General features: G+C 69.8%; 13 protein-coding genes. 11 read left to right on the top strand and 2 right to left on the bottom strand.

Features of this window, described 5'->3' with window-relative positions:
* Positions 1 to 249: 249 nt before the first annotated feature.
* The 3 genes from ACFWOG_RS34700 to ACFWOG_RS34690 all read left to right on the top strand — a co-directional run bounded on the left by ACFWOG_RS34700 (position 250) and on the right by ACFWOG_RS34690 (position 3080).
* Positions 250 to 684 (top strand): WXG100 family type VII secretion target, encoded by a 435-nt coding sequence (locus tag ACFWOG_RS34700; RefSeq protein WP_380363245.1) that lies wholly within the window; start codon positions 250 to 252, stop codon positions 682 to 684.
* A 3-nt stretch (positions 685 to 687) separates the two neighbouring features.
* Positions 688 to 2388 (top strand): alpha/beta hydrolase, encoded by a 1701-nt coding sequence (locus ACFWOG_RS34695; RefSeq protein WP_380363243.1) that lies wholly within the window; start codon positions 688 to 690, stop codon positions 2386 to 2388.
* 158 nt (positions 2389 to 2546) lie between these two features.
* Positions 2547 to 3080 (top strand): hypothetical protein, encoded by a 534-nt coding sequence (locus ACFWOG_RS34690; RefSeq protein WP_329948640.1) that lies wholly within the window; start codon positions 2547 to 2549, stop codon positions 3078 to 3080.
* A gap of 36 nt (positions 3081 to 3116) precedes the next feature.
* On the opposite strand, the gene ACFWOG_RS34685 is transcribed toward ACFWOG_RS34690, so the two are convergent.
* Positions 3117 to 3836 (bottom strand): ABC transporter permease, encoded by a 720-nt coding sequence (locus ACFWOG_RS34685; RefSeq protein WP_329876444.1) that lies wholly within the window; start codon positions 3834 to 3836, stop codon positions 3117 to 3119.
* Positions 3837 to 3877: 41 nt separating this feature from the next.
* On the bottom strand, positions 3878 to 4804 hold the full coding sequence (locus tag ACFWOG_RS34680) for an ABC transporter ATP-binding protein (RefSeq protein ID WP_380363241.1): 927 nt from the start codon (positions 4802 to 4804) through the stop codon (positions 3878 to 3880).
* Positions 4805 to 5127: 323 nt separating this feature from the next.
* On the opposite strand from ACFWOG_RS34680, the gene ACFWOG_RS34675 reads away from it, so the two are divergent.
* Genes ACFWOG_RS34675 through ACFWOG_RS34640 form a run of 8 tightly spaced genes read left to right on the top strand, consistent with a single transcriptional unit; the run spans position 5128 to position 11934 of the window.
* The gene (locus tag ACFWOG_RS34675; RefSeq protein ID WP_329948642.1) at positions 5128 to 5973 is read left to right on the top strand and encodes a MarR family transcriptional regulator; all 846 of its coding nucleotides are present in this window, start codon (positions 5128 to 5130) and stop codon (positions 5971 to 5973) included.
* A 9-nt stretch (positions 5974 to 5982) separates the two neighbouring features.
* Entirely contained in the window at positions 5983 to 7398 is a 1416-nt protein-coding gene (gene sufB / locus ACFWOG_RS34670; RefSeq protein ID WP_329876337.1) for a Fe-S cluster assembly protein SufB, read from the top strand.
* Positions 7399 to 7456: 58 nt separating this feature from the next.
* The gene (gene sufD / locus ACFWOG_RS34665; protein WP_380363238.1) at positions 7457 to 8689 is read left to right on the top strand and encodes a Fe-S cluster assembly protein SufD; all 1233 of its coding nucleotides are present in this window, start codon (positions 7457 to 7459) and stop codon (positions 8687 to 8689) included.
* Positions 8690 to 8693: 4 nt separating this feature from the next.
* Entirely contained in the window at positions 8694 to 9011 is a 318-nt protein-coding gene (locus tag ACFWOG_RS34660; RefSeq protein ID WP_329948644.1) for a bifunctional 3-phenylpropionate/cinnamic acid dioxygenase ferredoxin subunit, read from the top strand.
* A gap of 6 nt (positions 9012 to 9017) precedes the next feature.
* Positions 9018 to 9782: a Fe-S cluster assembly ATPase SufC gene (gene sufC / locus ACFWOG_RS34655; protein WP_329948645.1), complete on the top strand. Its 765-nt coding sequence runs from the start codon at positions 9018 to 9020 to the stop codon at positions 9780 to 9782.
* A 23-nt stretch (positions 9783 to 9805) separates the two neighbouring features.
* Entirely contained in the window at positions 9806 to 11053 is a 1248-nt protein-coding gene (locus tag ACFWOG_RS34650; protein WP_329948692.1) for a cysteine desulfurase, read from the top strand.
* A 19-nt stretch (positions 11054 to 11072) separates the two neighbouring features.
* The gene (gene sufU, locus ACFWOG_RS34645; protein WP_329876329.1) at positions 11073 to 11525 is read left to right on the top strand and encodes a Fe-S cluster assembly sulfur transfer protein SufU; all 453 of its coding nucleotides are present in this window, start codon (positions 11073 to 11075) and stop codon (positions 11523 to 11525) included.
* A gap of 22 nt (positions 11526 to 11547) precedes the next feature.
* Entirely contained in the window at positions 11548 to 11934 is a 387-nt protein-coding gene (locus tag ACFWOG_RS34640; RefSeq protein ID WP_329876327.1) for a metal-sulfur cluster assembly factor, read from the top strand.
* Positions 11935 to 11988: the final 54 nt, after the last annotated feature.

Here is an 11988-nt window from a genome sequence, read left to right as displayed (position 1 = left end):
CGACTCGTCCGAGTCGAGGGGCCGGCGCCGTCGTGGGCCCGGGCCGGTGGAGGTGCCGTCCGCACAGGAAGTCGGACGGGCCGACCTCCTGTGCGGGCAGCGCGGTCGTGCGGCGTCGCGAAGTGCGGCGCGGAGGAGGAACGGCCGGACACCGAGGGGCAATTGAGTACGAGTACTCATTCACGCCACCGGGCCGGGTCCGGCAGACTTCCGGCATCACGACGCTGAGACGACGCACAGGGGGGAACCGTGCCGAATCCCGATCTCGCTTCCGAGTTCAAGGTCAATCCGGCGGCGTTGGCCGGCTGCGGGCAGAGCGCCCAGCACATAGCGGGTCAGGTGCCGGGAGAGACGGCGAGGATCGTCGCACCGAGCGACAGGGCCGCCGCGACGCTCCAGGGCTGGCTCACGGCAACCGCGATACGCACCTGCGGCACGAACTGGAGGACGCTGCTGGACAAGCTCTCCGGTGACATGTCGGACGTCGGCTCCAAGCTCGTCAAGACGGCGGCCCACTACCAGCAGGGGGAGCAGAGCGTCTACGCGCACCTCCGCGGTGCGGCGGGCCCCGCGCAGGGCGGCGCCACACCGACGCCGGGGGCCGATCCGTTCGGGACGGTCCTGGCGGGCGAGAGCCCCGCCACCGCCACGGCGCGTGCCGCCGCAGAGCGGAAGTCCCGGTAGCCGATGGACATCGCCGGCCTCTACAACGCCAACCTCAACAACATCACCACCGCGAAGAACGCCTTCGACGCCCTGGCCACGGCCTTCGGACAGCACGTGGAAGCCTGGCAGCACGAGGTCGCCGACCGGCTGGGCGCCTCGCACTGGACCGGACCCACCTCCGCCGTGGCCCAGGGCCGCGTCAAGGACCTCGGCGGTCAACTCCGGGCCGCCCGCCAGGAACTCACGTTCGTCAGCAAGGCCCTGGCCAACGCCGTCGAACAGTTCGCGCTGGCCCAGTCCCATCTGATCAGCGCCCTCGACGACGCCAGGAACGCGAAGCTCGACGTGGCGCCCGACGGGCGCATCACGTGGGACAACGAGCCCGCCTCGCCGGGCTTCGCGGGCTCGGGCGCGGAGACGACCGCGGTCGCCATCAGCAACCGGATCACCGCCGCACTCAACGAGGCGGCCCACGCCGACCAGGAGATCAGTGCGAGGCTCAACCACCTGGCGACCAACGCGAGCAACGGCACGGGACTGAACGCCGCCACCGTGGCGCAGGACCTGGCTGCCGAGACCGCCCGCGAGCAGATACCCGCCGCGGGCACCGACCCGAACAGCGTCAAGCAGTGGTGGAGCGGCCTCACCCCGGCTCAGCAGCAGAGGTTCGTCCACGACCACCCCGACCGGATCGGCAACCTCGACGGCATCCCGGCCGTCGCGCGTGACGGGGCCAACCGCCTCACCCTCCAGCAGGCGAAGCTGGAACTCCAAGCCCAGCTCGACCACCTGGGCCCCGAACCGCCTGCGAAGGTCGCGGGCATGAACGGCGCCGTCTCGAACCCGGCGCACGACGAGTGGGAGCGGAGGAAGGCCCTCCTCCAGGAGCAGGTCATCGGTGTGAACGCCATCGAGAAGCGGCTGATGACCAAGGTCGACGACAAGCATCCGCCCACCTATCTGCTCGGCTTCGACACCAAGGGCAACGGCCACGCCATCGTCGCGGTCAACAACCCCGACACCGCCGACAACGTCTCGACGTACGTCCCCGGCACCGGGGCCCGGCTCGGCAGCATCGACAGCGACATCGAGCGGTCGGACCGGATGGTCGCCTCGGCCAACACCGCCAATGTCAAGGCAGGTCTCCCCAGGACGACCTCGTCGATCACCTGGGTCGGCTACGACGCGCCGCAGTCCATCACGCCGGAGGCGATGAACGACAGCTACGCCAGGAACGCCGGGAACAGCCTGCACAGCTTCGAAGCGGGACTCCGCGCCACGCATGACGGAGAACCGTCGAACAACACGATCCTCGCCCACAGCTACGGAACCACGACCGTCGGATACACCTTGCGTGACAAGGGCCTGCCGGTCGACAACGTCGTGCTGATCGCCAGCCCCGGAGCCGGCGTGGAGCACGCCCGTGATCTTGGTGTCGATCCGTCCCGCGTCTTCGCGGCACAAGGTGACGCCGACGGTATTTCGATGGCCCCGCCCATGAACGCGAACGGTCTGGCGAGTAACTTCGGCAACAACCTCGGGGACTACTACGGGGTGCTCCAGAACCCCGATCATCACCTGATCCACGGGCGGGACCCCATCCTTCCCGGATTCGGCGCGCAGGTAATCCCGACTGACCCGGGAACCGGCCACTCCGACTACTGGAATCCCGGCTCGGTCTCGCTCCAGGCCATGGGCGAGATCATCGCCGGGAGGAAATGACGAGAATCACCGAGCGAACCTTCGCAGTGCCGTCAAGGCGCTGTGGTGAGCGGCGATCGAGTCCGCGATCGCGCTTACGGCGCCGAAATGCCGGTGTCTGGAACGACATCACTCGCTTTCCCCCGCCACGGGGATGTCTTTGTTGGGAAGTGGAAGCCATGGGAGCTGTCGTACGTGCATCCACGGACTCGGCGCGGCCCGGCCGGACGGCCGCCGTAGCCGCCTTGGCCGTGGTGGTGCTCGCCTTGAGTTCCTGCGGAGCGGAGACCATCCCCGAACGAAGGAGGTCCACGGTCACCCTGGAGCAGGCCAAGGCTCAGGTCGACACCTATCTCGCGGAAATTCTGGCGAGACTGACGGTCAAACCCACGGCAAGTCCAGCCGATTTCCTCGACTCGCACTGCGATGCCAATGACGTGGGTCCGCACGGCAGGATGCAGACCTCTCGCGGGTATGATTTCGGCGACGTTCCGTTGGCGAGCAAAACGGAAGCCGCCGCTGCCTTTCGCACGTTCTTGATGGGGAAGGGATTCGAGCCGGATCCGAGTGCTACTGCCGACTGGGTGAAGCTGAAGAACCCCAAGGACAAGTTCCTGGCGATCCTCGACGGAGTTTCAGGCGAAAGCCACAACCTGTCGCTGGAGGTCAGCACGCCCTGCGTCTGGCCGAAGGGGACGCCGCCGCCGTCCTGACGCTCGGGGGTGGTGTGTGCCCGGGAGTCGGAGGGGTCACTCCCAGCGGAAGAAGCGGGCGGCGGCGGTCAGGGCGAGCACCGACCAGCCGGCGAGGATGCCGAGGTCCGACCAGGGCACGCCCGCGCCGGTCTGGAGGACGGACCGCAGGCCGTCGGAGAGGGCGGCGATCGGGAGCAGCTCCAGGACGGACTGCACGGCCGCCGGGAACTTCGACAGCGGCACGATCACCCCGCCCGCGAGCAGCAGCAGGATGAACACCAGGTTGGCCGCCGCCAGCGTCGCCTCCGCCTTCAGCGTGCCGGCCATCAGCAGGCCGAGTCCGGAGAAGGCCGCGGTGCCGAGGACCAGGAGGGCGGCCACGGTGAGGGGGTTGCCCTGCGGGGACCAGCCGAGTGCGAGCGCGATCACCGTCAGCAGCGCCACCTGGAGCGCCTCGGTGACCAGGACGCAGCCGGTCTTGGCGGTGAGCAGCGCCCAGCGCGGCAGCGGGCTGGCGCCGAGCCGCTTCAGCACGCCGTACCGGCGCTCGAACCCGGTGGCGATGGCCTGCCCGGTGAACGCGGTGGACATCACGGCCAGCGCGAGCAGGCCGGGTGCCAGGAAGTCGACGCGCTTGCCGGGGCCCTCGACGGCGACGATGTCGACCGCCGAGAAGAGGACCAGCAGCACCGTGGGGATGATCACGGTGAGCAGCAGCTGCTCGCCGTTGCGCAGCAGCATCTTCGTCTCGAACGCCGTCTGGGCGAGCAGCATCCGGCCGACGGGGGCGGCACCGGGCCGGGGGGAGTACGTGGTCACGAGCGGAGGTCCCGTCCGGTCAGGTCGAGGAAGACGTCTTCGAGGCTGCGGCGCTGTACGGCGAGCCGCTCGGGCAGGATGCCGCAGGCCGCGCACCAGCCGGTGACGGTGGCCAGGAGCTGCGGGTCGACGGGCGCCTCGATGCGGTAGCTGCCGGGCGTCGTCTCGGCGGCGGTGGAGCCGTCGGGCAGTTCCTTGAGCAGGGTGGCGAGGTCGAGTCCGGGCGGGCCGTCGAAGCTCAGGCCGCCTTCGGCGCCGTCGCGGCGCAGTTCCTCCGGGGTGCCTTCGGCGATCACCCTGCCGCGGTCGACGATCGCGACCCGGTCGGCGAGTTGTTCGGCCTCGTCCATGTGGTGGGTGGTGACCACGACGGTGACGCCGTCCCGGCGCAGGTCGCGGACGAGGTCCCAGGTGGCGCGGCGGGCCTGCGGGTCGAGGCCGGCGGTGGGCTCGTCCAGGAAGACCAGCTCGGGGCGGCCGACCACGGCCATGGCGAGGGCGAGCCGCTGCTGCTGTCCGCCGGAGAGCCGGCGGTAGGTGGTGCGGTCGCAGGAGCCGAGGCCGAGCCGTTCGACCAGCGCGTCGACGTCCAGGGGGTGTGCGTGCAGCTTGGCGGTGTGCCGGAGCATTTCGACGGCGCGTGCGCCCGCGTACACGCCGCCGGACTGCAGCATCACTCCGATCCGGGGGCGCAGCGCCGCGCCCTGGGTGACCGGGTCGAGGCCGAGGACGCGGACGGTGCCGGCGTCGGGGCGGCGGTAGCCCTCGCAGGTCTCGATGGTGGTGGTCTTGCCGGCGCCGTTGGGGCCGAGGACGGCGGTGACGGCGCCGCGCGCGAGGGTGAGGTCGAGACCGTCCACCGCGGTCTTCTCGCCGTAGCGCTTGACCAGCCCGGTGATCTGGACCGCGGGATCGGAATGCATACCGGCGAGTCTAAGAGGACCGAACACGGCGGCCGTACGGGAGCCCGCACGCGAGCCCCGGCGGAGCCCGCGCGGGAGCGAGGCTCGAAGCGGGCCGGGGTCGGTGGACGGGGCGAGAAGGGCATGGCGGAGGATTGGATTCCGCTTGGGCGGACCCCCCGGCCCGGGCCCGGAGCCGTCCCGGTGACCGGCGAAGCGGAACCCCCGGTGATCGTTTCCGCAGGTCAGGTAAGGCTTACCTGCGTGACAGATGCCACGGATGAGGTCTGGGTCACGGCTTGTCCTGCCGGAAGGAATTACGCAACACTGGTGTTGTGAAAAACATGCGCGAGCACCCCGTACAGCCGGAGGCCGAGTCGGCCCCCGGCTGCGCCGTGCCCGCGACGGCGGCCGAGGTGCTCCTGGACGGCCACCGGGCCACCCGGGACCGGGTCGCCCGGTCGATCCTCGACCACGGTCCCTCCTCCGCCACCGATCTGGCGAACCGGCTCGGTCTGACCACCGCCGCCGTCCGCCGTCACCTGGACGGGCTCACCGCCGCCGGCCTCGTCGACGCCCGCGAACAGCGGGTGTACGGCAGCCGTGGCCGGGGCCGTCCCGCCAAGGTCTTCGCCCTCACCGACGGCGGCCGGGACGCCTTCTACCAGGCGTACGACCAGCTCGCCGCCGACGCCCTGCACTGGATCTCCGACGCCGTCGGCGGCGGAGCGGTGGGCGAGGAGGCGGTCGCCGCCTTCGCCCGCGCCCGGTTCGGGCGGCAGGCCGAGAAGTACCTGGAGACCGTCCGGTCCGCCAAGGTCGAGGAGCGCACCGAGGCCCTCGCCCAGGCGCTGAGCGCCGACGGGTACGCTGCCACGGTGCGGCGGGTTCCGTCCGCTGCGGCGCAGGCCCCGGCGGGCGCCCAGCTCTGCCAGCACCACTGCCCGGTCGCGCACATCGCCGAGCAGTTCCCGCAGCTCTGCGAGGCGGAGACCGAGGTCTTCTCCCAACTGCTGGGCACCCATGTGCAACGACTGGCCACCATCGCCCACGGCGACGGGGTCTGCACCACCTATGTGCCGGCACCCGGTGCCGCATCGTCGCCCGCCCTGCGCACTGCCGCCGGTCGGGGTACCGATGCCGCGCCGACTGCCGGTACGTCCACCGATGATTCAGCGTCCGCGCGTTAGGAAGCTCGCATGACTGACACCGTTTCGCACCCGGAGCTCGAAGGCCTGGGCACCTACGAGTACGGCTGGGCCGACCCGGACACCGCGGGTGCCGAGGCCAAGCGCGGGCTCAGCGAGGAGGTCGTCCGCGACATCTCCGCGAAGAAGAACGAGTCCGAGTGGATGCTGAACCTGCGGCTCAAGGGCCTCAAGCTGTTCGGCAAGAAGCCCATGCCGACCTGGGGCTCCGACCTGACCGGCATCGACTTCGACAACATCAAGTACTTCGTCCGCTCCACCGAGAAGCAGGCCGCGTCCTGGGAGGACCTGCCCGCCGACATCAAGGCGACGTACGACCGGCTCGGCATCCCGGAGGCGGAGAAGCAGCGCCTGGTCGCCGGTGTCGCCGCGCAGTACGAGTCCGAGGTCGTCTACCACCAGATCCGCGAGGACCTGGAGGAGCAGGGCGTCATCTTCCTCGACACCGACACGGCGCTGCGCGAGCACCCGGAGGTCTTCAAGGAGTACTTCGGCACCGTCATCCCGGCCGGCGACAACAAGTTCGCCGCGCTGAACACGGCGGTCTGGTCGGGCGGCTCCTTCATCTACGTGCCGAAGGGTGTCCACGTCGACATCCCGCTCCAGGCCTACTTCCGGATCAACACCGAGAACATGGGCCAGTTCGAGCGGACGCTGATCATCGTCGACGAGGACGCCTACGTCCACTACGTCGAGGGCTGCACCGCCCCGATCTACTCCTCCGACTCGCTGCACTCCGCGGTCGTGGAGATCATCGTCAAGAAGGGCGGCCGCTGCCGCTACACGACCATCCAGAACTGGTCGAACAACGTCTACAACCTGGTCACCAAGCGCGCCGTGGCGTACGAGGGCGCGACCATGGAGTGGGTCGACGGCAACATCGGCTCCAAGGTCACCATGAAGTACCCGGCCGTCTACCTGATGGGCGAGCACGCCAAGGGCGAGACCCTGTCGATCGCCTTCGCGGGCGAGGGCCAGCACCAGGACGCCGGCGCCAAGATGGTCCACATGGCGCCGAACACCTCCTCCAACATCGTCTCCAAGTCGGTGGCGCGAGGCGGCGGCCGCACCTCCTACCGCGGTCTGATCGAGATCGGCGAGGGCTCCAAGGGCGCCAAGTCCAACGTGCTCTGCGACGCGCTGCTGGTCGACACCATCTCCCGCTCGGACACCTACCCCTACGTCGACGTCCGCGAGGACGACGTCTCCATGGGCCACGAGGCGACCGTCTCCAAGGTCAGCGAGGACCAGCTCTTCTACCTGATGAGCCGCGGCATGACCGAGTTCGAGGCCATGGCGATGATCGTCCGCGGCTTCGTCGAGCCGATCGCGCGCGAGCTGCCGATGGAGTACGCGCTGGAGCTGAACCGGCTGATCGAGCTGCAGATGGAGGGCTCCGTCGGCTGATCCGCCGGCTGCCCCGCCGTCCATCGACACTTTGAGGAAGAGAGCACAACGAACAGCCATGGCTGACGTCAACACCCCCACCGGCTCCACCACCGCCGGTTCGATCGAGGTCGGTACGGCCGGCGCGGGCGCGCAGCTCGCCGGCCCCGGCACCGGCCGCGCCACCGTCCAGCAGCCGATCGACGCCCGCGTCACGGTCGAGCCGTCCTTCGACGTGGCGGACTTCCCGGTGCCGACCGGCCGCGAGGAGGACTGGCGGTTCACCCCGCTGCACCGCCTCGCCGGCCTGCACGACGGCACCGCCGCCGAGGGCGCCCAGGGCGAGGACAAGGTCGAACTGAGCCTGCCGGACGGCGTCACCGCCGAGACGGTCGGCCGCGACGACGCCCGCCTCGGCAAGGCCGGCAAGCCGGTCGACCGGGTCGCCGCGCAGGCGTTCAGCGCCTTCCAGCAGGCGCTCGTCGTCACCGTCCCCAAGGAGACGGTGCTCACCGAGCCGGTCAAGATCGACGTGCACGGCGAGGGCGGCAGCCGCTTCGCCCACGTCGTGATCGACGTCAAGCCGTTCGCCGAGGCCGTCGTGGTGATCAACCACACCGGCACCGGCACCCGCGCCGCCAACGTCGAGCTGCTGCTCGGCGACGGCGCCAAGCTCACCTTCGTCTCCGTCCAGGACTGGGACCGCGACGCGGTCCACGTCGCGCAGCAGACCGCGCTGGTCGGCCGCGACGCGTCGCTGAAGTCCGTCGTCGTCACCTTCGGCGGCGACGTGGTCCGGATCCACCCGCGCGTCTCCTACGCCGCGCCCGGCGGCGAGGCCGAGCTGTTCGGCCTCTACTTCGCCGACGCCGGCCAGCACCTGGAGCACCGTCTGGTCATCGACCACGACACCCCGCACTGCCGCTCCAACGTGGTCTACAAGGGCGCGCTGCAGGGCAAGGACGCGCACGCCGTCTGGGTCGGCGACGTGGTGATCCGCGCCGCCGCCGAGGGCACCGACACCTACGAGCTCAACCGCAACCTGGTGCTCACCGACGGTGCCCGGGTCGACTCGATCCCCAACCTGGAGATCGAGACCGGCGAGATCGTCGGCGCCGGCCACGCCTCCGCCACCGGCCGCTTCGACGACGAGCAGCTCTTCTACCTGCAGGCCCGCGGCATCCCGGCCGACGAGGCCCGCCGCCTGGTGGTGCGCGGCTTCTTCGCCGAACTGGTCCAGCAGATCGGCGTCGCCGACATCCAGGACCAGCTGATGGAGAAGATCGAGGCCGAGCTGGAATCGGCGGTCTGACCCGATGAGCTTCCTTCGCGCCTGCGCGCTGAGCGAGCTGGCTGAGGACGAGCCCAAGCGCGTCGACCTCAACGGCGTCCCGGTCGCCGTCGTCCGCACCGACGAGGGGGTGTTCGCGATCAACGACGTCTGCTCGCACGCGAACGTCGCGCTCTCCGAGGGCGAGGTCGAGGACTGCATGATCGAATGCTGGCTGCACGGTTCCAGCTTCGACCTGCGCACCGGCAAGCCCTCCGGGCTGCCCGCCACCAAGCCGGTCGCTGTCTACCCCGTAAAGATCGAAGGGGACGATGTGCTCGTCTCCGTCAACCAGGAGTCCTGAGTACCCATGGCAACGCTTGAAATCCGCGACCTGCACGTCTCCGTCGAGACCGAGAACGGTCCCCGCGAGATCCTCAAGGGCGTCGACCTGACCGTGAAGCAGGGCGAGACCCACGCCATCATGGGTCCGAACGGCTCCGGCAAGTCCACCCTCGCCTACTCCCTCGCGGGCCACCCGAAGTACACCGTCACCAGCGGCTCCGTGCTGCTCGACGGCGAGGACGTCCTGGAGATGTCCGTCGACGAGCGCGCCCGGGCCGGCGTCTTCCTGGCCATGCAGTACCCGGTCGAGGTCCCCGGCGTCTCGGTCTCCAACTTCCTGCGCACCGCCGCCACCGCCGTCCGCGGCGAGGCCCCCAAGCTGCGCCTCTGGGTGAAGGAGGTCAAGGAGGCGATGGCCGGCCTCCAGATGGACCCGGCCTTCGCCGAGCGCAACGTCAACGAGGGCTTCTCCGGCGGCGAGAAGAAGCGCCACGAGATCCTCCAGCTGGAGCTCCTCAAGCCGAAGATCGCGATCCTCGACGAGACCGACTCCGGCCTCGACGTCGACGCGCTGCGGGTCGTCTCCGAGGGCATCAACCGGGTCCGCTCGACCGGCGAGGTCGGCACCCTGCTGGTCACCCACTACACCCGCATCCTGCGGTACATCAAGCCCGACTACGTCCACGTCTTCTCGGCCGGCCGCATCGTCGAGTCCGGCGGTGCCGAGCTGGCCGACAAGCTGGAGGCGGAGGGCTACGAGTCCTACGTGAAGGGCGGCGCTTCCGAGTGACCCATACGCACGAGTCGAGGGTCCTGTCGGGCCTGCTCGACACCGACGCGATCCGCAAGGACTTCCCCGTCCTGCAGCGCCTGCTGCACGACGGCAAGCCGCTGGTCTACCTCGACAACGCCGCCACCTCGCAGAAGCCCCGCCAGGTGCTCGACGCGCTGAACACCTACTACGAGCGGCACAACGCCAACGTCCACCGCGGCGTGCACGTGCTCGCCGAGGAGGCCACGGCGCTGTACGAGGGCTCCCGTGACAAGGTCGCGGCGTTCATCAACGCGCCGAGCCGCAACGAGGTGATATTCACCAAGAACGCCTCCGAGTCGCTCAACCTGGTCGCCAACATGCTGGCCTGGGCGGAGGAGCCCTACCGGGTCGACGCGGACTCCGAGATCGTCATCACGGAGATGGAGCACCACTCCAACATCGTCCCGTGGCAGCTGCTCGCGCAGCGCAGCGGCGCGAAGCTGAAGTGGTTCGGGCTGACCGACGAGGGCCGGCTCGACCTGTCGAACATCGACGAGCTGATCACCGAGCGGACCAAGGTCGTCTCCGTGACCCTGGTCTCCAACCTGCTCGGCACGGTCAACCCGGTCGAGGCCATCGTCCGCAAGGCCCAGTCGGTCGGTGCGCTGGTCGTCATCGACGCCTCGCAGGCCGCGCCGCACATGGTGCTGGACGTGCAGGCGCTGGAGGCCGACTTCGTCGCCTTCACCGGCCACAAGATGCTCGGCCCGACCGGCATCGGCGTGCTCTGGGGCCGCCAGGAGCTGCTGGAGGACCTCCCGCCGTTCCTCGGTGGCGGCGAGATGATCGAGACCGTCACCATGGGCTCGTCCACCTACGCCCCGGCGCCGCACAAGTTCGAGGCCGGCACCCCGCCGATCGCCCAGGCGGTCGGGCTCGGCGCGGCCGTCGACTACCTGTCGAACATCGGCATGGAGCGGATCGCCGCCCACGAGCACGCGATCACCGAGTACGCGGTCGAGCGGCTGCTGGAGGTCCCGGACCTGCGGATCATCGGCCCGCGCACGGCCGTCGACCGCGGCGCCGCGATCTCGTTCACGCTGGGCGACATCCACCCGCACGACGTGGGCCAGGTGCTCGACGAGCAGGGCATCGCGGTGCGCGTCGGCCACCACTGCGCGCGGCCGGTCTGCCTGCGGTACGGAATTCCGGCGACCACGCGGGCGTCGTTCTACCTGTACTCGACGCCGGGCGAGGTCGATGCCCTGATCGACGGCCTCCACCACGTCCGGAACTTCTTCGGCTGACGGGACGGGGCACGCGAACATGAAGCTCGACTCGATGTACCAGGACATCATCCTGGACCACTACCGCAACCCCCACGGCAAGGGGCTGCGCGACGGTGACGCCGAGGTGCACCACGTCAACCCCACCTGCGGGGACGAGATCACCCTGCGGGTGCGGCTCGACGGCGGCACGGTCGCCGACGTCTCGTACGAGTCCCAGGGCTGCTCGATCAGCCAGGCCAGCGCCTCGGTGCTGAACGACCTGGTGGTGGGCAAGACCGTCGGCGAGGCGCAGGCGGTCCAGGAGGCCTTCCTGGCGCTGATGCAGAGCAAGGGCCAGGGCGAGGGCGACGAGGAGGTGCTGGAGGACGCGGTCGCATTCGCCGGCGTCTCCAAGTACCCGGCCCGGGTGAAGTGCGCGCTGCTCAGCTGGATGGCCTGGAAGGACGCCACCGCCAAGGCCCTGGCCGAGCACCCCGCCGTCAACGACTGAAGCAGAAGAGGAGGACAGACACATGAGTGACACCGAGACGCCGACCCCTTCCGCTTCCGCCGAAGAGGGTCCGACCGTCATCGTCGGCACCACCGCCGGAACCGTCTCCGTCGAGGACCTGACCGAGGCCCTGATGGACGTCGTCGACCCGGAACTGGGCATCGACGTCGTCAACCTGGGCCTGATCTACGGCATCCACATCGACGAGTCCGACGTGGCCACCATCGACATGACGCTCACCTCGGCGGCCTGCCCGCTGACCGACGTCATCGAGGACCAGGCCAGGACCGCCACCGACGGCCTCGTCCAGGACCTGCGCATCAACTGGGTCTGGATGCCGCCGTGGGGTCCCGACAAGATCACCGACGACGGCCGCGACCAGCTCCGCGCCCTCGGCTTCAACGTCTGACGGTCGGATCTTCCGCCGATCCACTGCCGCGCGAACCTCCCCTTCGGGGGAGTG

This window comes from Kitasatospora sp. NPDC058406 (assembly GCF_042722765.1).
Classification (GTDB): domain Bacteria; phylum Actinomycetota; class Actinomycetes; order Streptomycetales; family Streptomycetaceae; genus Kitasatospora.
This window is presented reverse-complemented; position numbering and strand designations above follow the sequence as displayed.